The following is a 22,551-nucleotide window of genomic DNA, read 5'->3' on the forward strand; positions in this document are numbered from 1 at the left end:
CTTCAGGTGCTGGTGATCGCAAGGTCGTGGAAGTTCGAGTCTTCTCCTGGGCACCAAATTCAGATCAAACCCGCGAAAGCGGGTTTTTTCGTTTCCGGGGTTTGAAAACCTCCACCAGCAATTTCCCCCTTTCGGCGCACTTGAGAAGTTTTATCGTTTATCCTTGCAATGATTTGTTGCACTCAAGTGAGGAAAACCCCGGATGATGATCCGCGATACCCGTCTCAAGACATCCCTTCTGCGTGGCCTGACCATCACTCTGCTCGGCCTGACCCTACTCTCTCCCGCCGCCTACTCCGCCGACAAAGTCTCCCTGACCCTGTACAACGGCCAACACAAAGAAGTCGGCGATGAACTCGCCAAGGCCTTCGAAGCCAAGACCGGCATTCACGTCAACGTACGCAAGGGCAGCAGTAACCAACTGGCCAGCCAAGTCGTGGAGGAAGGCGACCGCTCCCCTGCCGACGTGATCTACACCGAAGAATCGCCGCCATTGAACAAACTTGGCGAGCAAGGCCTGCTGGCCAAGATCGATGCAGGCACGCTCGACGTCCTGCCCAAGGATTACGTGGGCCGTAACGGCGACTGGATGGGCGTGACCGCACGCACCCGCGTCGTAGCCTTCAACCCCAAACTGATTGCCGAGAAAGACCTGCCCAAGTCGGTATTGGATTTCGCCGGCCCCGAGTGGCAAGGCAAGGTCGGCTTCGTACCTACCAGCGGCGCCTTCCAGGAACAGGCCGTGGCGATCATCAAGCTGCACGGCCGTGAAGCCGCCGAAGAATGGCTGACCGGCCTGCGCGCCTTCGGCAAGGTGTACAGCAACAACATGGTCGCCCTGAAGGCCGTGGAAAACGGCGAAGTAGCCACCGTTCTGGTGAACAACTACTACTGGTTTGCCCTGAAAAAAGAAAAAACCACCCTCGATTCCCAACTGCACTACTTCACCGATGGCGATGCCGGCGGCCTGATCACCGTGTCTTCGGCGGCCGCGCTGAAGTCCAGCAAGCATCCAAAAGAAGCCCAGCAACTGCTGGCGTTCATGGCCAGCGAAGAAGGCCAGCGCGTGATTACCACGACCTCGGCCGAGTACCCGCTGCGCAAAGGCATGGAATCCAACCGCGGCCTTAAGCCCTTCAGCGAACTGCAACCGCCGAAAGTCACGCCTGCCGACCTGGGCAACGCAGAAGAAGCCCTGGACCTGGAACGTGAGGTTGGCTTGAACTGATGAACCCATCGCTACCCACCCCCGCCCTGCGCGGGGGGCTCAGCCCGCGCCGCAAGCGCCCTTCGATCTGGCTACTGCTCCCCGTCCTGCTACTGGTTGGCCTGAGCCTGCTGCCGCTGGTGTACGTCGGGCTGAAGGCTTGGCAGGCGGGCTGGGAGCAGGCGGTGCATCTGCTCTGGCGGCCCTACGTCTTCGGGCTGCTGCGCAACACCCTGGCGCTGATGGTCGGCGTGACGGTGGCGTGCGGAGTGATCGGCCTGTCCCTGGCCTGGCTGCTGGAACGCAGCAATCTGCCGGGGCGCCGCCTCTGGGGCGTAATCCTGTGCCTGCCGTTCGCGGTGCCGGCGTTTGTCAGCAGCTTTACCTGGGTATCCCTGAGCGCCCACTTCGAAGGGCTCGGCGGCGCGATCCTGGTGATGACCCTGTCCAAATACCCGTTGGTGTTTTTGCCAGTGGCCGCAACCTTGCGCAACCTGGACCCGTCCCTTGAAGAATCGGCCCGCACCCTGGGGCTGAATCGCTGGGGCGTATTCCTGCGCATCACCCTGCCCTTGCTGTGGCCGTCGCTGCTGGCCGGGGCACTGCTGATTGCCCTGCATATGCTGGTCGAGTTCGGCGCGCTGTCGATCATCGGCCTGCAAACCTTTACCACTGCGATCTACCAGCAATTTGAACTGGAATTCAGTAATGCCAATGCCGCGATGCTTTCGGCGGTATTGCTGGTGATGTGCCTGACCCTGCTGTGGCTGGAACTGCGCGTGCGCGGCAAGGGCCGGCACGTGCGCATCGGCCAGGGCGCGGCGCGGCATGGGGAGCAGGTGCGACTGGGCAAGTGGGCGCCACTGGGCCAGGCGTATTGCCTGGCGTTGGCGATCATCGGCAGCGGCATCCCCTTGGGCATGCTCGGCTATTGGCTGGCGGTAGGTTCATCGGCGGCATTTCCAATGGCCGAGATTGGTGAGGCATTGCTGTCCTCCCTGATGCTGTCGCTGGGTGGCGCAGCGCTGTGCCTGGCGCTGGCGGTACCGGTGGGGCTGCTGGTGGTGCGCTACAAGGGCCGACTGGCAATCTGGGCCGAACGCCTGCCGTACCTGCTGCACGCCCTGCCCGGCCTGGTGATTGCGTTGACGCTGGTGTATTTCGCCCTGCATTACGTGCCGGCGCTGTACCAGACGTCGGCGTTGTTGCTGATCGCCTATGCGTTGTTGTTTCTTCCATTGGCCCAGGCGCCGATCCGCACGGCCTTGAACAAAGCTGCACCGCAGCTGGAAGAGGCTGCGCGCACGCTGGGGGCATCGTCGTTCAGTGCATTTTGCCGAGTGACGCTGCCCATTATTTTCCCGGCATTGGGTGCGGCATTTGCGCTGGTGTTCCTGGACGCCATGAAGGAATTGACGGCGACGTTGCTGCTCAGCCCCACCGGGCTGAACACCTTGGCGACTGCCGTGTGGGCGCACACCTCGAATGTGGAGTTTGCGGCGGCGGCGCCTTATGCGGCGTTGTTGATAGTGGTGTCGGGGTTGCCGGTCTATCTGCTGACAACTCGGATGTACTTGAGCCGCTGAGATCGCTATCGGGGGCAAGCCCCCGATGAGGCCAGAACGGACGACGCTAAGCCCGGAACTGCCCCAGACTCGCCTTCAACTGCGCCGCCAACCCATCCAGCACCTTGCCACTGGCGGTAGTCTCCACCACCGCCTGCGCCGCACGCTCGGCCTGGGCATGGATCACCTCGACCCGGCCTCGTACCGCATGGGCGCCCTGGGCCTGATGCTCGGCGGCGCGGGTCGCCAGACCAATCGCTGCATGCACCTGCTCCACCGAGGCCTGCACCGTCTGCTGCAAGCGCACGCTGTCGCGCAGCACCAGCAAACCTTCGTTGGCCTGGCGCCCGGCCTTGCCGATGGTTTCCACCGCCTCCCGCGCGCCCTGCTGCAACGCGACGATATGGGCCTGGATATCGCCGGTAGAACTTTGGGTCTTGCTGGCCAACGCACGCACTTCGTCCGCCACCACCGCAAAGCCCCGCCCGGTCTCGCCCGCACGCGCGGCTTCAATGGCCGCGTTGAGCGCCAGCAGGTTGGTCTGCTCGGCGATACCATGGATGACCGTCAGCACCACTTCGATCTGCTCGCTTTGCTGGGCCAGGCGCTCGATAACCTGGGACCCGGCCTGGACTTGCCCCGCCAGTGCCTCGATCAAACTGCCGACTTCGGCCGACGTGCGCGAGTTCTCGTCCGTCGCCTGACGAATATCCACCACCTGCTGCAACGCCGCCTGCATGGCGTGGCTTTCGGCCTGGGCCTCGTCGGCCATTTGCGACAGCGCGCGCAAACTCTCCGCCACCTCATCACGCTGCAAGCCAGCGGCCGCATCGGCGCCGGCATTGCGCAAGGTCATGGCGCCGATTTCCACGCCGGTACGCTGGGCCACATCGCCCGCCTCGCGCACGATGGGTTGCAACTTATCCACAAAGCGATTGACCGCCGAGGCCATGTCGCCGATTTCGTCCTTGCTGTTGATCTGCACGCGCTTGGTGAGGTCGCCCTCGCCTGCTGCCAGGTCATCCATGGCCGCGATAAGCAGTTTCAGGCGATTGACCACACGGCGGCCGAGAACCACGGCGATCAGCAGCAATACGCCGAAACCGACCACCGCCAGCCCCATGCCGATGCGCCAACGCAAGGTGCCGGCAGCCTCCTGCACGGCGCCGGTGGTGTTGACGGTCATCTGGGTCGCAGTGGCTTGCGCCGACTGCAGGCGAGCACCCATGGCCGCCGCGCTATCCGCCGCGGCACCTTTGAGGCTGTCGCCGACCAACTGATCACCGCTGGCTATCAGTGCGGCAAAACGCTTGTCCAGCGCTTGCAGATCGGCCTCGACCGACGCGGTCGACACCCCCATGAGCACCTTGCCAATCTCCACGCCGTTAGGGCTGATGGACGCCTCGACGTAGAACACCGAAGGATCGTTCTTCGCGGCGTTCAGGACTTTGTCCAGGGCGCGATCGCCCTGGCCTTTTTCCAGCAACGCCTTGTTGATCGGATTTTCGCGATTCAGATAACGAGTCAGGTGCTCACCCGCCGCGTCGTCATAGACCACGAACAGCACGTTGGGATTGCGCTGGGCGCGTCGGGCAAACTCGGACAGCGTTGGCACATCGCTGTCCCACATGGCGCGGGGCGCAACCGAGGCCAGCAGTTGCGCCATATCGTTGGCGGAGTCTTGCAGGTCTTTTTCCAGGGTCGCACGCAACTGTTTCTGCTCTGCCTGCAGGCGCTCGGAAAGCCCGGCGGTCAGGCGCTGACGGGTACTGGTGGACAAGCTGTCCAGGCTCGACGTGACTTCCTTGCCGGCCTGGGCCAATTCACCGGACAGCTTCTGGCTGTCGATGCCCAGGCGACTGCCTAAATCGGCCTCCAGCGCCGTGACCGTGCTCCGGGTGAGAGCGACCGCCACCAGCACTTGCACCAAAAGAGCGATACCTAGGGTAACGAACACCGGCCGCAACAGACGGCTTTGTAACAATGAGAGAACGGCAGACATCGGGAATCCCTCCACCACGGGTGCCATTAATTTGATAGCACCGCGAAAGAAAGAAACATAGCAAGGGTCGTGCCGCTTGGCATGCAGATACGACAAAGGGCTCCCGAAGGAGCCCTTTGCTTTTTACATCAATAGCTTATTAAGCGAACGGATGACGCAGAACGATGGTCTCGTTGCGATCCGGGCCCGTCGAAATAATGTCAATCGGCGCACCGATCAGCTCTTCAACGCGCTTGATGTAGGCACGAGCATTGGCTGGCAACTCTTCCAGGGTCTTGGCACCCACGGTCGACTCGCTCCAGCCCGGCACTTCTTCGTACACAGGCTGCAGGCCCACGTAGCTGTCGGCGTCAACCGGGGCAACGTCCTTGCCTTCGGCATCTTTGTAACCGACGCAGATGTTGATGGTTTCCAGGCCGTCGAGTACATCCAGCTTGGTGAAGCAGATGCCCGAGATGCTGTTCACATCGATCGCGCGACGCAGGATAACGGCGTCGAACCAGCCACAGCGACGAGCACGGCCGGTGGTCGCGCCGAATTCGTGACCCTGCTTGGCCAGGTGCGCACCGACTTCGTCGAACAGTTCAGTCGGGAACGGGCCCGAACCTACACGGGTGGTGTAGGCCTTGGTGATGCCGAGGATGTAGTCCAGGAACATAGGACCAACGCCCGAACCGGTAGCGACGCCGCCAGCAGTGGTGTTGGAGCTGGTCACGTACGGGTAGGTACCGTGATCGATGTCCAGCAACGAACCCTGGGCGCCTTCGAACATGATGTCCTTGCCGGCGCGACGCAGGTCGTGCAGCTCGGCGGTCACATCCAGCATCAGCGGCTTGAGCAGCTCAGCGTATTCCTTGCACTCGGCCAGGGTCTTGTCGAATTCGATGGCTGGCTCTTTGTAGTAACCCACCAGCATGAAGTTGTGGTAATCCACCAGTTCACGCAGCTTGTCTTCAAAGCGCGGCATGTTGAGCAGGTCGCCCACACGCAGGCCACGACGCGCAACCTTGTCTTCGTAGGCCGGGCCGATGCCGCGACCGGTGGTGCCGATCTTCAGCTCGCCACGGGCCTTTTCACGGGCCTGGTCCAGCGCGACGTGGAAGGACAGGATCAGCGGGCAGGACGGGCTGATACGCAGGCGCTCGCGCACCGGTACGCCTTTTTCTTCCAGCTTGGTGATCTCACGCAGCAGGGCATCCGGCGCAACCACGACGCCGTTGCCGATCAGGCACTGCACGCCTTCGCGCAGGACGCCCGACGGGATCAGGTGCAAGACGGTTTTTTCGCCATCGATGACCAGGGTGTGGCCAGCGTTGTGGCCGCCTTGGTAGCGCACTACGGCGGCAGCATGTTCGGTCAGCAGATCGACGATCTTGCCTTTGCCCTCATCACCCCATTGGGTGCCCAGGACTACGACATTCTTACCCATAACACTTGTCCTCATTCGCGCAAACTTGGTGCCGGCGATGGCCGGCAGGAAAACTCAAGAAGCCAGTGGCGATACTTGCCAAAGCCCGTTCTGCAGAATCAATTGCCGGTCGCAGTCCGCTTCACGGGCGGCGGCCAATGGCTGCCCAGGCAATGCCTGGACAACACGCTGACCCTCACTGCGCAACTGGCAAACCTGCTGCCAGAGTGCTGCGTCCGTACTGTCGGGCATCCAGATGCCACCAGACGGCAGCTCGACCTCAGCACGCCCCAGGGTCACCAGGGTTTTCAAATCGGTGGAAAAGCCGGTGGCCGGACGCGCACGACCGAAGTCGGCGCCGATGTCGTCGTAGCGACCACCTTGGGCGATGGCCTGGCCAACGCCCGGTACAAACACCGCGAACACCACACCGGTGTGGTAGTGGTAACCGCGCAACTCGCCCAGATCAAAATACAGCGGCAACTGCGGGAACCGCGCCGACAACCGCTCAGCAATCGCCAGCAGGTCATCCAGTGCAGCCAATACCGGCGCCGGCGCCTTGGCCAGGCGTTCACGTGCAGCCACCAGCACTTCACGGCCGCCACACAGGTTGACCAGTGCACGCAGCATCTCGGCCAGATCCGCAGGCACGCCAGCGGTCAGGGCAATGACTTCATCGATCGCCTTGCGCTGCAGGGCATCGAACAGCTGTTGCTCGGCTTCACCGGACAAACCGGCCGCACGGGCCAGGCCACGGTAGATACCCACGTGACCGAGGTCCATGTGGACATCTGGCACATCAGCCAGTTGCAGCATGGCCAGCATCAGGCTGATCACTTCAACGTCGCTGCTCGGGCTGGCATCACCGTACAACTCCGCGCCCAACTGGATAGGGCTGCGGGAAGACGACAAGGCACGCGGTTGAGCGTGCAGCACGCTGCCGGCGTAGCACAGGCGGCTCGGGCCTTCGCGGCGCAGAGTGTGCGCATCGATGCGCGCCACTTGCGGCGTGATGTCGGCACGGAACCCCATTTGCCGGCCCGATTGCGGGTCGATGACCTTGAAGGTGCGCAGATCCAGGTCCTGGCCCGCGCCGGTCAGCAGGGATTCCAGGTACTCGATATGGGGGGTCACGACAAACTCGTAACCCCAGCTCTGGAACAGATCCAACACCTGGCGACGCGCTACTTCAATGCGCGCAGCTTCTGGTGGCAGTACTTCTTCGATGCCATCTGGCAGCAGCCAGCGGTCTACCGTTGCCATTACGCCATTCCCCTATGATCCGGGCGGCCAGCCCTCGGCCGAGCCTTGAGTGAAGCAGAAAACACCCGCCCCCTGCATAAACCACGCGCAAGAGCGACGTGACGAACGACCTGTTAACGGCCTCGTCGGGCACTTTCCTCGAAAAACCTGTCACGCCTGCCGAATCAAACATGCAGACGCAAAAAAGCCGGGAATTTCCCGGCTGCCGCATCATACACCCGTTTTCTGAAAGGATCACCCCGCCAGGCGTTTTAGCCGCCCGACGGAGTGCGCCCTACAAAATCACGGGCTGGTTACTTGGACTTTTCCAGGTAGCGGAAGAAGTCGCTGCTTGGGTCCAGCACCATGACGTCGGTTTTGTTCGCGAAGCTTTCACGGTAGGCACGCAGGCTACGGTAGAACGCGTAGAACTCCTGGTCCTGGCCGTAAGCCTTGGCGTAGATCGCCGCGGCTTGAGCATCACCATCACCACGGGCCTCTTCAGACTCGCGATAGGCTTCTGCCAGCAGTACACGGCGCTGACGGTCGGCATCCGCACGGATACCTTCAGCCAGCTCGTTACCCTTGGCACGGTGCTCACGGGCCTCACGCTCACGCTCGGTGCTCATGCGCTCGAACACGCTGCGGTTCACTTCCTTCGGCAAATCGATGGCCTTGACCCGAACATCGACAACTTCGATGCCCAGCTCTTTTTCCGCCATCGTGTTCAACGAACGGGTGATATCCGCCATCAGCGCATCACGTTCACCGGACACCACCTCGTGCAGGGTGCGCTTACCAAACTGGTCACGCAGGCCCGACTCCAGACGACGCGACAAACGCTCGTCGGCAATCTGCTTGAGGCCGGAGGTCGCAGTGTAGAAGCGCTCGGCGTCCTTGACGCGCCACTTGGCGTAGGCGTCAACCATCACGGCTTTCTTTTCCAGGGTCAGGAAGCGCTGTGTCGGTGCATCCAGGGTCATCAGGCGGGCGTCGAACTTGCGCACCTGGTTGACGTAGGGGACTTTCACATGCAGGCCCGGCTGGACATCCGCCTGGACCACGCGACCGAATTGCAGCAGCACCGCACGCTCGGTCTGAGCCACGATGTAGAAGCAGTTCCAGGCAGCGATGACCACGACGACGCCCACAATCAGGGCGGTCAGCGATTTATTGCTCATCAACGACTCTCCCTGGTACGTGTTTGCTGTTGCAGCAAGTCAGCGGCCGCACGGGCGCTCGCTTCATTGGCAGCGGCATTGGAACCGGTGGACGGTGCACTGGAGCTGCTGCGACCACCTTCGATCATCTTGTCCAGCGGCAGGTACAGCAGGTTATTCTGCCCACCCTTGCTGCCGGTCACGAGGACCTTGCTGGTATTGCTGAAGACTTCCTGCATGGTGTCCAGGTACAGACGCTCACGCGTCACTTCAGGCGCCTTGCGATACTCGGCGACCAGCTTGGTAAAGCGATCCGCTTCACCCTTGGCACGGGAGACCACTTCGTCACGGTAACCATTGGCATCCTCAAGGATACGCTGGGCCTGGCCACGGGCTTCCGGCACGACGCCGTTGGCGTAGGTTTCAGCCTGGTTGCGCGAACGCTGTTCGTCTTCACGGGCGCGGATCACGTCGTCGAACGCTTCCTGCACTTCACGCGGTGCCGCTGCGCTCTGTACGTTCACCTGGGTGACGGTGATACCGGTGCGATAGGTATCGAGGAAGCGTTGCAGGCGCTCCTTGATTTCGCTGGCCATCAGTTCACGGCCTTCGGTCAGCACCTGGTCCATGGCGGTGGAACCCACCACGTGGCGCAGGGCGCTTTCGGTTGCGTGCTGCAGGCTGATTTCCGGCTGATCGACGTTCAGCACGAAGTCCTGCAGGTTGCTGATCTTGTACTGCACGGTCAGCGGCACTTCGACGATGTTCTCGTCTTCGGTCAGCATCTGGCCCTGCTTGGTGTAGGCACGCTCACGCGTGACGTTCTCCATGTACTTCTTGTCGATCGGCGGGAAATAGATATTCAGGCCAGGACCGACAGTCTCGTAGTACTTGCCGAAGCGCAGCACCACGGCTTGCTCCTGCTCGTCCACGACGTATACGGCGCTGTACAGCCATACGGCCGCCAGCACGACAAGACCCAGGCCCAGCAGGCCGTAGCCGCCGCCCTTGCCGGTGCGACCACCTTCATCACCACCACGTTTTTTTCCACCACCGAACAACCCATTCAGGCTTTCCTGCAGCTTTCGGAAGGCCTCGTCGAGATCTGGTGGCCCCTTGCGGTCGCCATTATTGCGGCGCTTACCACCCCAAGGATCCTGATTATTCGAGTTGCCACCCGGCTCATTCCAAGCCATAGCGCTCTCCATCTGATAAAGCAAAGACGCACCCACGGCGCGCCGACCAATGCTACAGAATGCCTGCTACTGCGGCACAACCGCTTTCGGAGGCTTTTATTGCAAAGTGTGTTGTTCGATGAACTCTGTCGGTACTACGCCTTCACGGCTGACCAGCCGATTGAGCTCCGAGCGCGGCAATCGAACGGCCAGCAAGCTGACACCTTCTTCGTCGTGTTCTTCTTTCTGTACCGCGCCCAGCTCGAAAAACTGTGCACGCAGTCGAGCAAAACGCTGAGGCAAGCGCAAGGTGCCGACGAACAAATCGCTGCCGAGCAATTCGGCAATCGCTTGTTCAAGCAGCTCCAAACCACTGCCATCGCGCGCCGACAGCCAGACCCGCTGGGGCTTGCCGTTCTCGTCGCGCTGGATTTGTGGCTCAACGCCTTCAAGCAAATCGAGTTTGTTATAGACCTCGAGGATCGGCAAGTCCTGGGCACCAATCTCACCCAGCACGACCATCACCTGTTCAATCTGCAACATGCGATCCGGTTCGGCCGCATCGATCACGTGCAACAACAGGTCGGAATTGCTCGACTCTTCGAGCGTAGACCGAAATGCCTCGACCAGCTTGTGGGGCAGGTGCCGAATGAAACCCACGGTGTCGGCCAGGACAATCGGCCCCAGGTCGTCAATATCCAGACGGCGCAAGGTCGGGTCGAGGGTAGCGAACAGTTGGTCAGCCGCGTACACGTCCGATTTGGTCACGTTGTTGAACAGCGTGGACTTGCCGGCGTTGGTATAGCCCACCAGGGACACGGTAGGAATATCGGCACGTGAACGGCCACGTCGCGATTGCTCGCGCTGGCTACGCACCTTCTCCAGTCGGCCCTTGATCTGACGCAGGCGAACCCGCAGCAGGCGGCGGTCGGTTTCCAACTGGGTTTCACCCGGGCCCCGCATGCCGATACCGCCACCCTGACGCTCAAGGTGAGTCCACCCGCGAACCAGCCGGGTGCTCATATGGTCAAGCTGGGCCAGTTCTACCTGGAGCTTGCCCTCATGGGTACGGGCGCGTTGGGCGAAAATATCGAGAATCAGACCGGTGCGGTCGATCACGCGACACTCGAATACACGTTCGAGGTTACGTTCCTGACTGGGCGTGAGGGTGTGATTGAAGATCACCAGATCGGCTTCTTCGGCATGGACCAGGTCGCGCAATTCCTCGACCTTGCCACTGCCAATCAGGAATTTGGCGGTTGGCCGATGACGCGGCACGTTAAAAAACGCAACGGTCTCGGCGCCGGCCGAATTTGCCAGCTCCTGAAACTCCTGCGGATCTTCGCGCGCCTCAGGGTCCTGTCCATCCAAGTGAACGAGGATTACTCGCTCACCACCACCGTGGCGCTCAAAGAACAAAGGAGACTCCTATCAGGCGTTACCTGGCTCAGCGTCAGCTGCATCATCACCGGCGGCGCTAGGCAGACGGATTGGACGAACTGGAACCACTGTCGAGATAGCGTGCTTGTAGACCATCTGGCTGACGGTGTTTTTCAGCAGGATCACGAACTGGTCGAACGACTCGATCGTGCCTTGCAGCTTGATACCGTTGACCAGGTAGATGGAAACCCCCACTTTCTCTTTACGTAAAGTATTCAAGTAAGGGTCTTGTAGCGAATGCCCTTTTGACATGTGCCGCACTCCTTTAAGGATCAATAATAAAAAATCGGAAAATAGATAGCTTATGGCCGTCACACCCCCAAGGATAGACGGCAATTGCAAGGACTCAGCTCAATATGGAGACCGTTCCCAAGTATTTCAAGGCGCGTGACAGATTGTCGCTGCCCAGGCTGTCCAACCAGTGCAAATCGCTCCAGCTGCGCAGCCAGGTGAACTGGCGCTTCGCTAATTGGCGCGTGGCAATGATGCCGCGCTCCTGCATTTCGGCTGACGTCAGCTTGCCATCCAGATGATCCCAGACTTGGCGGTAGCCTACAGCACGTATCGAAGGTAACCCTGGATGCAGGTCACCTCTTGAACGCAGTGCTACGACCTCGTCCACAAACCCCTGTTCCAACATAATTGTGAATCTTTGTGCAATTCGTTCATGCAGCACCTGGCGATTTGCCGGAGCGATGGCCAGATTCGCCACAGTATAGGGCAATTGTGACTGTCCAGATGCGCCTGCATCAGCACTTTGCGCAGTTTGTTTCAGCCGCAGTTCAGTCATGGTCTGCCCGCTGACCCGCCAGACTTCCAGGGCGCGACTGAGGCGCTGGGGATCATTGGGGTGAATGCGCGCGGCAGATACCGGGTCAACCACTGCCAACTGGTCGTGCAGGGCTTGCCAGCCAAGGCGTGCAGCCTCTTCTTCAAGTTCGGCGCGCACCTGGGCATCGGCGGGCGGCATGTCGGCCAGCCCTTCCTGCAAAGCCTTGTAGTAGAGCATCGTACCGCCCACCAGCAGGGGGATGTTGCCCCGCGCGGTGATTTGCGCCATGGCGGCCAGGGCGTCGGTGCGGAAATCCGCTGCGGAATAGCTCTCGGCCGGATCGATGATGTCGATCAACCGGTGCGGATACTGCGCCAGCAGCGCTTTGGAAGGCTTGGCGGTACCGATGTCCATGTCCCGGTAAACCAGGGCAGAGTCGACACTGATCAGCTCGCACGGCAGCACCTTGGTGAGCTCGATGGCCAGGTCGGTCTTGCCGGCGGCCGTGGGGCCCATCAGGAAGATCGCGGGGGGCAAGGCACTCATCAACGGCCGCGCAAGAACAGTTTGTCCAGATCGTCCAGGCCCATCTGGGTCCAGGTCGGACGGCCATGGTTGCACTGGCCGCTGCGTTCGGTGTTTTCCATGTCGCGCAGCAGGCCGTTCATTTCCGGCAAGGCCAGGCGGCGATTGGCGCGGATGGCGCCGTGGCAGGCCATGGTGCCGAGTAGTTCGTTGATGTGTGCCTGGATACGGTCACTGGTGCCGTACTCCATCAGGTCAGCCAATACATCGGCCACCAGTCGGTTGGCTTCGGCCTGCTTGAGCAGCGCGGGAATCTGGCGAATCGCCAGGGTCTCAGGGCCCAGGCGCTGCAACTCGAAGCCCAGTTTCTGGAACACACCATGATGTTCTTCAGCGCAATCGGCCTCACGCTGGCTGACGGCCAGGGATTCCGGCACCAGCAACGGCTGGCCACTCAGGCCTTCGCTGGCCATGGCGATTTTCAGGCGCTCGTACATGATCCGCTCGTGGGCGGCGTGCATGTCCACCAGCACCAGGCCATGGGCATTTTCCGCGAGGATGTAGATGCCCTTGAGCTGCGCCAACGCGTAGCCCAGGGGTGGGATATCACCGCCACCTTCCGGCAAGGCCACGGCGCCCGGCTCGGCACCCGGCAACGGCGCAAAGAACTCACGATAGGCAGCCTGCGCTTCGGCGACCGGCACGGCCGATTGCGGACGCGGTGTGTATTGGTACTGATAACCCGCCCCCGAGCCAGAGCCCGGCGCCGTATAGCTCGGCTGGGGTTGCGGCGATTGCAGCAGGTTTGCCGCCAGGCTCATTTCGCCCTGAGGGCCAAACTCGCCCGCTTCGGGGCCGCTCGGCCGCACCACCGCCGTCACGATGGGCGCAGACAACTGGTCATCCGGGCGCACATCGCCCAGGGCACGGTGCAAGGTGCCATAGAGGAAGTCATGCACCATGCGCCCGTCACGGAAGCGTACTTCGTGCTTGGTAGGGTGCACGTTGACGTCAACCACCGAAGGGTCGACCTCGAAAAACAGCACAAAGGTCGGATGCCGGCCGTTGAACAGCACATCGCGATAAGCCTGGCGCACCGCGTGGGCCACCAGTTTGTCGCGTACCGCCCGACCATTCACAAAGAAATACTGCAAGTCCGCCTGGCTGCGGGAGAAGGTCGGCAAGCCCACCCAACCCCACAGGCGCAGGCCGTTGCGTTCGATTTCAATCGGCAGCGCCTGCTCCAGGAACCCCGCACCGCACACTGCCGCGACACGGCGAGCACGCGCGGCGTCGTCGTTGGCTTCGTGCAGGCTAAGGATGGTCTTGCCGTTGTGGCGCAGGTGAAACGCCACATCGAAACGCGCCAGGGCCAGGCGCTTGATGACTTCTTGCAGGTGATCGAATTCGGTTTTTTCGGCCTTGAGGAATTTGCGCCGCGCCGGGGTGTTGAAGAACAGGTCGCGCACTTCCACCGAGGTGCCCACCGGGTGTGCAGCCGGCTGGACTCGAGGCGCCATGTCGCGGCCTTCGGTTTCCACCTGCCAGGCCTGCTCGGCATCACGGGTGCGCGACGTCAGGGTCAGGCGAGCCACGGAGCTGATGGAAGCCAATGCCTCACCGCGAAAGCCCAGGCTCATCACCCGCTCCAGGTCTTCCAGGTCGCGGATCTTGCTGGTGGCGTGACGGGCCAGGGCCAGCGGCAGGTCATCGGAGGAGATCCCGCTGCCATCGTCGCGGACGCGCAGCAGCTTGACGCCGCCCTGCTCCACATCGACATCGATGCGCCGGGCGCCGGAGTCGATGCTGTTCTCCAGCAACTCCTTGATCACCGATGCCGGCCGTTCAACGACCTCGCCCGCCGCAATCTGGTTGGCGAGGCGCGGGCTGAGCAATTCAATGCGCGACCCGCTGTTCAAGACTGATTCGCTCATTACTGTGCCGCCAATTCAGTGCCGGGGATGGTCAATACCTGGCCGATTTTCAACTCATCGCTCTTCAGGTTGTTGGCGCTGCGCAGAGACGCGGCCGAGACCTGGAAACGCACGGCCAGCATGGCCACGGTGTCGCCGGGCTGCACGCGATGGTCGCGCGGGCCCTGGGCGATTTTTCCGGAATCGCGCAGCCAGGCAATGTAGGTGCCCGGCGGTGGGTTCTGCTGGAAGAACTGGCGCACGCCAGCACTGATGGAGCGCGCCAAGGCCTGCTGGTGGCTGGCACTGGCCAGCTTCGAGGCTTCGTTGGCATTGGAGATAAACCCGGTTTCCACCAGGATCGATGGGATGTCCGGCGACTTCAACACCATGAACCCGGCCTGTTCCACGCGCTGCTTATGCAACGAGGTCACCCGGCCGATGTTGCTCAACACCTTCTGACCGACGTTCAAGCTGGAGGTCAGCGAGGCCGTCATCGACAGGTCAAGCAGTACCCCGGCGAGCATCTTGTCCTTGTCATCGAGGGACACGTTGCCGGCCCCGCCGATCAAGTCGGAACGGTTTTCGCTGTCGGCCAGCCAGCGGGCGGTCTCGGACGTGGCGCCGCGATCCGACAGGGCAAACACCGAGGCACCGAAGGCGGCCGCCGAAGGTGCGGCGTCGGCATGGATCGAGACGAACAGGTCGGCGCCCTTCTTACGGGCGATTTCGGTACGCCCGCGCAACGGAATGAAGTAGTCGCCGGTACGGGTCAGCTCGGCGCGGTAGCCTTTCATGCCGTTGACCTGGCGCTGCAGCTCACGGGCGATGGCCAGCACCACGTCTTTCTCATGCTGGCCGCGCGAGCCGGACGCGCCCGGGTCTTCACCGCCGTGGCCGGCATCGATCACCACGATAATGTCGCGCTTGCCGGCCGGCGCTGGCGGCGGCGGTGGCAGCTTGACCTGGGGTTGGGACGGGTTGACCGGTACGGCCGGCACTGTCGCCACGGCCGGGGTTGGCGCCGGCGGCGGCGCGGCATCGGCGGCGTTGTCGAACAGATCGACCACCAGCCGGTTGCCGTATTGGGCGTTTGGCGCCAGGGAGAAGCTTTTCGGGGTCACGACCTTTTTCAGGTCGATTACCACCCGCAGGTCGGTCGGCGTGCGCTGCGCCGAGCGCATGGCGGTAATCGGCGTGTTGGCGGTGGACACGTTCAACGGCGCGGCCAGGGTCGCACCATTGATGTCGATCACCAGGCGATCGGGCGCCGTGAGGGTAAAGACACTGTGCTGGACCGGGCCAGACAGGTCGAACACCAGTCGCGTGTTATCCGGCGCTCGCCACAGGCGAACACTCTTCACCTGTGAAGCAGCCAGAGCATTGACAGTCATTGCCGCAAGCAACACCCCTACGACAGCAACCAACGCGCGAAAGCGCATACCTAACCCCACCAATTATTTGAATTCCAAAGCCAGAGCGGCGCACCACGACTCACCGCGCGCGCCCTGGGGCAACAACTTCAGCTGACGTCCGTGATCATGCGGCGTAATGGTAATGGTCAGGTCCGGCTTTGGCAAAAAGCCTGTGCCTTTATCTGGCCACTCGATCAGGCACAGTGCGTCTTCATCGAAGTAATCACGGATGCCCATGAATTCGAGTTCTTCGGGATCCACCAGGCGGTAGAGGTCGAAATGGAACGCCCGCACTGCACCGATCTCGTAGGGTTCAACCAGGGTGAACGTGGGACTCTTGACCGCCCCCGTGTGGCCCAGGCCGCGAATGATCCCCCGGGACAGCGTGGTCTTACCCGCCCCCAGGTCGCCTTCAAGAAAGATCAGCCCTGACCCGGCCGTGACCTGGGCAATACGCTGACCTAACGCCACCATGGCGTCTTCATCGGCCAGGAAAAGAATTACTTCAGACACGGCGACTGTTCCTCCAGCAATTGACGAATGGCGGGTATCAGGTCGCTGGCGGCCAGCCCGCGACCAAAGCTGCCCTGGCGATCCCCCGCCGTGGCGTGCAACCAGACGGCCAGGCAGCTGGCTTCATAAGCCGGCATGCCCTGGGCCAGCAGCGCACCTACCAGGCCGGCCAAAACGTCACCGAGACCCGCCGTCGCCATCGCCGGATGGCCTTGGTCACAGCGTGAAACGCGCCCGTCCGGACTGGCAATCAAACTGCCAGCACCCTTGAGGATAGCCACTGCCTTGAATTTCTGACTCAACGCGCGCGCCACCTTAAGACGGTCGGCCTGAACCTCGGCTGTCGAAATACCCAACAAGCGCGCCGCCTCCCCAGGATGCGGAGTGATCACGCAATGGGCCGGCAGGCTCACGCTGCCAGTCGCCAGTTGATTGAGCGCATCGGCATCCCAGACCTGCGGCTGCCGTGCATTGGCTGCGACGGACAACAGACTTTTGCCCCAGGCGGCCTCGCCCAGGCCGGGGCCAATGACGATTACCGAGATTTTTTCCAGCAACCCCATCAACTGGTTGGCCGAGCTCACACCGACGCTCATGACTTCCGGCAAACGCGCCAGCGCGGCCGGCACATGCTCAAGGCGAGTGGCCAGGGACACCATGCCCGCACCACTGCGCAAGGCGCTTTCGGCACTCAACAGGGCGGCACCGCCAAAGCCACGGTCGCCGCCAATCATCAGCAGATGACCGAACTGGCCTTTATGGGCGTCCGGTGAACGCGCAGCCAGTTGCGGCAAATGGCCATGCAACAAAGGCTGAACGTCGGTTATTTCGTGTTTTGTCTGCGGCATGCGTCTTCAAGCTCCGATGTCTGGCAGAATTATACGCATCTAACCTGTGGTTTCCCGTGTCTCATGCCCGCTATTACCTCCGATCTGCCCGCCCTCGCCCAATCGATCAAAGACTGGGGCCGCGAGCTGGGCTTTCAACAAGTCGGCATCAGCGGCCTGGACCTGGCCGAGCATGAACAACATCTGCAACGCTGGCTCGACGCGGGCTACCACGGCGAGATGGACTACATGGGCGCCCATGGCAGCAAACGCTCGCACCCGGACGAACTGGTGCCGGGTACCCTGCGCGTGGTGTCGCTGCGCATGGATTACCTGCCCGGCGACACGCAGATGGCGCAACTGCTGGCAAAACCGGAAAAAGCCTACATCTCCCGTTATGCCCTGGGCCGCGACTACCACAAGCTGATCCGCAAGCGCGTGCAGCAGTTGGCCGACCGCATCCAGGCGCAGATCGGCCCTTTCGGCTTTCGCGCCTTTGTCGATAGCGCGCCCGTGCTGGAAAAGGCCATTGCCGAACAAGCCGGGTTGGGCTGGATCGGTAAAAACACCCTGGTGCTCAATCGCAAGGCCGGCAGTTATTTCTTCCTCAGCGAACTGTTTGTCGATTTGCCGCTGCCCGTGGATCCCCCCCACGCCACCGAGCACTGTGGCCGCTGCACCGCCTGCCTGGACATCTGCCCTACCAATGCGTTCGTCGGCCCCTATGTACTGGACGCCCGGCGCTGCATTTCCTACCTGACCATCGAACTCAAGAGCGCGATCCCGGAAGACCTGCGCCCGCTGATCGGCAATCGGGTATTCGGCTGCGATGACTGTCAGATCGTTTGTCCGTGGAATCGTTTCGCGCGCCCCACTGCCGAAAGCGATTTCAAGCCACGGCACAACCTGGATAACGCAGAACTGGCAGAGCTGTTCATGTGGGATGAGGATAAATTCCTCAGCAGCACCGAAGGCTCACCGTTGCGCCGTGCCGGTTACGAGCGCTGGCTGCGCAACCTGGCGGTGGGCCTGGGCAATGCGCCGTCGAGCATTCCGGTGCTGGAAGCCTTGAAGGCACGCCGGGATTACCCGTCGGAGCTGGTGCGCGAGCATGTGGAATGGGCGCTGAACCAGCACGCGGCGCGTTAGTGCACGTCGTCGTTGTAGACGAACTTGGGCATTTCCCAGTGAAAACGGATCGCCAGCAGGCGCAATAGAAAGCCGCTGAACAGGGTCAGCAGAATCGCCTGCTCGCTGGGCAGTTCCAGATAGAGGCACAGCAGATAGAACCAGGCAGCGAGGAATGACACGCTGGCATACAGTTCACGGCGGAAGATCAGCGGAATGTCGTTGCAGAAGATATCCCGCAGAATGCCGCCGAAGACGCCGGTGATCACCCCGCTGACCGAGGCCACCAGCATGCCGTGGCCCATTTCCAGGGCGGTCATGCAGCCGATCAAGGTGAAAGCGACCAGGCCCACGGCATCCAGCGCGAGGAACAGCGAGCGCAGGCGACGCATCAGGGGTGCGATAAAGATCGTCACCAGCGCCGCGATGGAGGTCAGCACCAGGTATTCCGGATGCTTGACCCACGTCAGCGGGTAGTGGCCGAGTAATACGTCACGTACCGAGCCGCCGCCCAACGCCGTCACGCAGGCGATCAGCACCACACCAAACCAGTCCATGCCGCGCCGGCCGGCGGACAACGCGCCGGTCATGGCTTCGGCGGTGATGGCGATGAGGTAGAGCATCAGCAGCATGATGGCGATCCTTGTAGTGAGCGGGCTTGCCCCGCGCTGGGCTGCGCAACAGCCCCAAATACTTGGCGATGATATCTATAGGGAGAAATGCGGCAACGGCAGTGGGGCCGCTACGCAGCCCAGCGCGGGGCAAGCCCGCTCACCACAGGAAGCCCGGACACGATAAGAAACCGTTTCAAGCCTTGATGAAATGCTTGCGGTAGTGCTGCAACTCGGCGATCGACTCGCGAATATCATCCAGCGCCAGGTGGGTGCTGCCTTTATGGAAGCTGTCCTTGACCTCCGGCGCCCAGCGCGCGGCCAGTTCCTTGAGCGTGGACACATCCAGGTTGCGGTAGTGGAAGTAGCTTTCCAGCGCTTTCATATGGGTATAAAGGAAGCGACGGTCCTGGCAGATGCTGTTGCCGCAGATCGGCGACTTGCCCTTGGGCACCCACTCCTCCAGGAAGGCAATGGTTTCGGCTTCGGCTTCGGCCATGCTGATGCGGCTGTCACGCACACGCTGGGTCAGGCCCGAGTTGCCGTGGGTGCGGGTGTTCCACTCGTCCATGGTGGCGAGCACGGCGTCGCTGTGGTGGATGGCGATCACCGGACCTTCGGCCAAGGTGTTTAGGTTGCTGTCGGTGACAATGGTCGCCATCTCGATGATGACGTCGGTGTCAGGGTTCAGACCGGTCATTTCCAGATCGATCCAAATCAGGTTCTGTGGGTTTTGCATGGCTTGATTCTCTTGGCACCTTGGCGTAGCTGCGCAGTTTAGCAGGCGGGGCCGTGCTAGACTCGCGACCGTTTTACCCAACCTTTGCATTATCGACACGGAACACCAATGGCCAAACGCCAGCTCAATCGTCGCCAAAACTGGCGCATCGAAAAGATTCAAGGTGAGCGCGCCGCCCGCGCCGCCAAACGTGAATCCTCAGCCGTAGAAGCGCTCGAGGGCGGCGACCTGGGCCCCGAACAGACGGGCCTGGTAATCGCGCACTTCGGTGTGCAGGTCGAAGTCGAGGCGCTGGAAGGCGAACTCGCGGGCCAGGTGTCCCGCTGCCACTTGCGTGCCAACCTGCCTGCGCTGGTCACCGGCGACAAGGTGGTATGGCGCGCCGGCAACCAGGGCATCGGCGTGATCGTCGCCCAACTGCCGCGCACCACCGAACTGCGCCGCCCCGACAGCCGTGGCCAGCTCAAGCCGGTAGCGGCCAACGTCGACATGATCGTGATCGTGTTTGCACCGCTGCCCGAGCCCCATGCCAACCTGATCGACCGCTACCTGGTGGCAGCCGAGCATGCCGGCATTCGCCCGTTGTTGCTGCTGAACAAATTCGACCTGATCGACGAGCAGAATGCCCCTGCGCTCAACGCGCTGCTGGCGGTCTACCGCACCCTGGGCTACCCGGTGCTGGAAGTCTCGGCCCATCACGGAAATGGCATGGAACAGCTGCAACAGCAGTTGGACGGACGTATCAGCGTCTTTGTCGGCCAGTCGGGCGTAGGCAAATCCTCGCTGGTCAATAGCCTGCTGCCGGAAGTCGACACCCGCGTGGGCCCGCTGTCGGAGCTGTCCGGCCAGGGCACCCACACCACCACCACGGCGCGGCTGTTCCACTTCCCGGGCGGCGGTGAGTTGATCGACTCCCCGGGTATCCGTGAATTCGGCCTCGGCCACGTCAGCCGCAGCGACGTGGAAGCGGGCTTTATCGAATTCAACGACCTGATCGGCACCTGCCGCTTCCGCGATTGCAAACACGATCGCGAGCCGGGCTGCGCCCTGCTCAAGGCCCTGGAAGACGGCCGTGTGCAGCAGCAGCGAATGAACAGCTACCGGTCGATTATTGCGAGCTTGCCGGAAAGCAGTTATTGAGCAGGCATTTCCTGATACATATAAATGGAGACGTAAAGCGCCCTGCTCCATTGATTTAGCGGGAGCTGGCATCAAGAATTCGGCACAACTGGGTAGCTCATCGACGCAAGCCAGCTTGAATTCGACATTCCTGATGCCCATAATCGCTCCGTCACCAGCGCAAGCTGGCAGGAGTCTGGATCCTTTTCGGGGTTGATCCAGCGGCGCAGAAGGGGCGATGCAAGCTCCACTGCGTGTCGAATGAAGCCGCCTTCGGGCGGCTTTGCTTTTTGTGGGGAATTGGCGATTGACTCTCTACTATCATCCCAAACAAGGCGATGTGCTGCTTTGTGACTTCACCCGCGGCTTTGTGGCCCCGGAGATGCTCAAGATCCGCAAGGTGGTGGTGATATCCCCTACAACCACCCACAAGCGCAAACTCTGTACCGTTGTGCCCATCTCCTCTACCGCGCCGGAGATCCAGTACGACTGGCATCACCTGCTTCGCATAAACCCACTTCAATCCGATGGCTACAAAGAGCTGTGGGTGAAGTGCGACATGATTTATACCGTCAGCTTCGAGCGCCTCGACAAGCTGCATAGAAAGACCCGATCCAAAGGACGAGAATACTTCGTGCCACGCCTGGGCACCGACGACATGCAAGGCGTGATCAGCGGGGTCAAGGCCTATCTACCACTCTGAGCAGAAATGAAAACGCCCCGATCAGTCGGGGCGTTTTCATTGGTAGACACGCTGTATATGGCTTAGGACCCCGTCGCCGGCGCCGTCGGGTCTTTCACGCCGCCATCATCAAACAGGTTCAGCTTCTGCCGCAGCTCATGGGCCGGCAATGGCTCCTGGCCGGGCGGAATGGCGTTCGGGTCGGCCGGGACTTCACCTGGCGCGCCCGCCCCTGAGGTTGGGACCGGTGGTGGTACAGGCTGGTCACCTTCAATCGCACGCTGGGCCTTTTTGGTCAGCACCACGATATCGATGCGGCGGTTGATCGGGTTGAACGGGTCTTTCGCATCAAACAGCTGCGAAGACGCAAAGCCCACCACACGTGCGACTTGCTGGTCAGGGTAGCTGCCGGCCACCAGTGCCCGACGCGCGGCGTTGGCACGGTTGGCGGAAAGCTCCCAGTTGCCGAAGTCACCCTGGCCCGCGTAAGGCTTGGCGTCGGTGTGGCCGCTGATGCTGATCTTGTTCGGCACCGCCTTGATGGTGTCGGCCATGGCCAGCAGGATGTCTTCAAAGTACGGTTTCAAACGCGCGCTGCCAGAGTCGAACATCGGCCGGTTGGCGGCGTCGGTGATCTGGATACGCAAGCCGTCCGGGGTGATCTCGAACGAAATCTGATCCTTGAACTTCAGCAGTTGCGGGTTTTCCTCGACCTTGTTCTGCAACTCTTGCAGCAACAGCTCAAGACGTTCCTGCTCGACCTGCTCAGCCATGGCTTCGACGGTATCGCGCTCGATCGGGATTTTTTCCTGCGGTGCTTCGGTTTTGACTTCCGGGTTGATGGTGCGCTCAGGCGCCAACTGCGGCGAACCGCCCAGGTCGATCACGAAGGGCGTGCCGCTTTCCGAGAAGCCAATCGGGTCTTTGAAGTAGCCGGCGATGGCGATCTTCTGTTCGGGCGTGGCGGTGGACATCAGCCACAGCACCAGGAAGAACGCCATCATCGCCGTGGCAAAGTCGGCGAAGGCGATTTTCCAGGCGCCACCGTGGTGCCCCGCAGCGAAGCGCTTGACGCGCTTGATGATTATCGGCTGGTTGTTTTCCATGG

General features: G+C 61.7%; 21 protein-coding genes. 6 read left to right on the forward strand and 15 right to left on the reverse strand.

Going from position 1 to position 22,551, the window contains the following annotated elements; translation table 11 throughout:
• The 3 genes from BM416_RS30655 to BM416_RS20950 form a co-directional block, all read left to right on the forward strand.
• Nucleotides 1-206 (forward strand): hypothetical protein (locus BM416_RS30655; protein ID WP_218190227.1); only part of this gene is annotated, 206 nt, incomplete at its 5' end.
• On the forward strand, nt 203-1,228 hold the full coding sequence (locus tag BM416_RS20945) for an iron ABC transporter substrate-binding protein (protein WP_092489324.1): 1,026 nt from the start codon (nt 203-205) through the stop codon (nt 1,226-1,228). The genes BM416_RS30655 and BM416_RS20945, both read left to right, overlap by 4 nt.
• The gene (locus tag BM416_RS20950; protein WP_092489325.1) at nt 1,228-2,793 is read left to right on the forward strand and encodes an ABC transporter permease; all 1,566 of its coding nucleotides are present in this window, start codon (nt 1,228-1,230) and stop codon (nt 2,791-2,793) included. The genes BM416_RS20945 and BM416_RS20950 overlap by 1 nt, the downstream gene beginning before the upstream one ends.
• 46 nt (nt 2,794-2,839) lie before the next feature.
• Here BM416_RS20950 and BM416_RS20955 read toward each other — a convergent pair whose 3' ends face one another.
• The 12 genes from BM416_RS20955 to BM416_RS21010 all read right to left on the reverse strand — a co-directional run bounded on the left by BM416_RS20955 (nt 2,840) and on the right by BM416_RS21010 (nt 17,185).
• Nucleotides 2,840-4,774: a methyl-accepting chemotaxis protein gene (locus BM416_RS20955; protein ID WP_027604895.1), complete on the reverse strand. Its 1,935-nt coding sequence runs from the start codon at nt 4,772-4,774 to the stop codon at nt 2,840-2,842.
• A gap of 139 nt (nt 4,775-4,913) precedes the next feature.
• Nucleotides 4,914-6,203, reverse strand: coding sequence for an adenylosuccinate synthase (locus BM416_RS20960; RefSeq protein WP_027604896.1), 1,290 nt, complete (start codon nt 6,201-6,203; stop codon nt 4,914-4,916).
• 54 nt (nt 6,204-6,257) lie between these two features.
• Nucleotides 6,258-7,445, reverse strand: a complete 1,188-nt coding sequence (locus BM416_RS20965) for an ATP phosphoribosyltransferase regulatory subunit (protein WP_092359361.1) — start codon at nt 7,443-7,445, stop codon at nt 6,258-6,260.
• A gap of 293 nt (nt 7,446-7,738) precedes the next feature.
• Entirely contained in the window at nt 7,739-8,605 is an 867-nt protein-coding gene (hflC, locus tag BM416_RS20970) for a protease modulator HflC (protein WP_010213607.1), read from the reverse strand.
• Nucleotides 8,605-9,780 (reverse strand): FtsH protease activity modulator HflK, encoded by a 1,176-nt coding sequence (hflK, locus tag BM416_RS20975; RefSeq protein WP_092359364.1) that lies wholly within the window; start codon nt 9,778-9,780, stop codon nt 8,605-8,607. The genes hflC and hflK overlap by 1 nt, the downstream gene beginning before the upstream one ends.
• A 96-nt stretch (nt 9,781-9,876) precedes the next feature.
• Nucleotides 9,877-11,178 carry a ribosome rescue GTPase HflX gene (gene hflX / locus BM416_RS20980; RefSeq protein ID WP_027604899.1) on the reverse strand — a complete coding sequence of 434 codons (1,302 nt, stop codon included), beginning with the start codon at nt 11,176-11,178 and terminating at the stop codon, nt 9,877-9,879.
• Between the two features lie 12 nt (nt 11,179-11,190).
• Entirely contained in the window at nt 11,191-11,451 is a 261-nt protein-coding gene (gene hfq, locus BM416_RS20985; protein WP_003171355.1) for an RNA chaperone Hfq, read from the reverse strand.
• 94 nt (nt 11,452-11,545) lie between these two features.
• Complete coding sequence (miaA, locus tag BM416_RS20990; protein WP_092489326.1) at nt 11,546-12,517, reverse strand: tRNA (adenosine(37)-N6)-dimethylallyltransferase MiaA; 972 nt, start codon at nt 12,515-12,517, stop codon at nt 11,546-11,548.
• Complete coding sequence (mutL, locus tag BM416_RS20995; RefSeq protein WP_092489327.1) at nt 12,517-14,430, reverse strand: DNA mismatch repair endonuclease MutL; 1,914 nt, start codon at nt 14,428-14,430, stop codon at nt 12,517-12,519. The genes miaA and mutL overlap by 1 nt, the downstream gene beginning before the upstream one ends.
• On the reverse strand, nt 14,430-15,851 hold the full coding sequence (locus BM416_RS21000) for an N-acetylmuramoyl-L-alanine amidase (protein ID WP_092489328.1): 1,422 nt from the start codon (nt 15,849-15,851) through the stop codon (nt 14,430-14,432). The genes mutL and BM416_RS21000 overlap by 1 nt, the downstream gene beginning before the upstream one ends.
• Nucleotides 15,852-15,866: 15 nt before the next feature.
• The gene (gene tsaE, locus BM416_RS21005) at nt 15,867-16,337 is read right to left on the reverse strand and encodes a tRNA (adenosine(37)-N6)-threonylcarbamoyltransferase complex ATPase subunit type 1 TsaE (protein ID WP_027604903.1); all 471 of its coding nucleotides are present in this window, start codon (nt 16,335-16,337) and stop codon (nt 15,867-15,869) included.
• Entirely contained in the window at nt 16,325-17,185 is an 861-nt protein-coding gene (locus BM416_RS21010) for an NAD(P)H-hydrate dehydratase (RefSeq protein WP_065946606.1), read from the reverse strand. Before BM416_RS21010 ends, tsaE begins: the two co-directional genes overlap by 13 nt.
• A gap of 63 nt (nt 17,186-17,248) precedes the next feature.
• Between BM416_RS21010 and queG the strand changes: the two genes are divergently transcribed.
• Nucleotides 17,249-18,313 carry a tRNA epoxyqueuosine(34) reductase QueG gene (gene queG, locus BM416_RS21015; RefSeq protein ID WP_057010731.1) on the forward strand — a complete coding sequence of 355 codons (1,065 nt, stop codon included), beginning with the start codon at nt 17,249-17,251 and terminating at the stop codon, nt 18,311-18,313.
• Here the strand turns inward: queG and BM416_RS21020 are convergent.
• Nucleotides 18,310-18,927, reverse strand: coding sequence for a trimeric intracellular cation channel family protein (locus tag BM416_RS21020; protein WP_175403002.1), 618 nt, complete (start codon nt 18,925-18,927; stop codon nt 18,310-18,312). The two genes, queG and BM416_RS21020, sit on opposite strands and share 4 nt — an antisense overlap.
• Nucleotides 18,928-19,099: 172 nt before the next feature.
• Nucleotides 19,100-19,642: an oligoribonuclease gene (gene orn / locus BM416_RS21025; protein ID WP_092489329.1), complete on the reverse strand. Its 543-nt coding sequence runs from the start codon at nt 19,640-19,642 to the stop codon at nt 19,100-19,102.
• 108 nt (nt 19,643-19,750) lie between these two features.
• Here orn and rsgA point away from each other — a divergent pair, with 108 nt between their 5' ends.
• A complete protein-coding gene (gene rsgA, locus BM416_RS21030; RefSeq protein WP_032890468.1) occupies nt 19,751-20,782 on the forward strand; it encodes a small ribosomal subunit biogenesis GTPase RsgA in 1,032 nt (343 codons plus the stop codon).
• Between the two features lie 286 nt (nt 20,783-21,068).
• Nucleotides 21,069-21,464, forward strand: coding sequence for a type II toxin-antitoxin system PemK/MazF family toxin (locus BM416_RS21035; RefSeq protein ID WP_092489396.1), 396 nt, complete (start codon nt 21,069-21,071; stop codon nt 21,462-21,464).
• A 62-nt stretch (nt 21,465-21,526) separates the two neighbouring features.
• Here BM416_RS21035 and motB read toward each other — a convergent pair whose 3' ends face one another.
• The gene (gene motB / locus BM416_RS21040; RefSeq protein WP_092489330.1) at nt 21,527-22,549 is read right to left on the reverse strand and encodes a flagellar motor protein MotB; all 1,023 of its coding nucleotides are present in this window, start codon (nt 22,547-22,549) and stop codon (nt 21,527-21,529) included.
• Between the last annotated feature and the right edge of the window lie 2 nt (nt 22,550-22,551).

The sequence above is a fragment of the Pseudomonas sp. NFACC42-2 genome (assembly GCF_900116055.1).
Lineage (GTDB): Bacteria > Pseudomonadota > Gammaproteobacteria > Pseudomonadales > Pseudomonadaceae > Aquipseudomonas > Aquipseudomonas marginalis.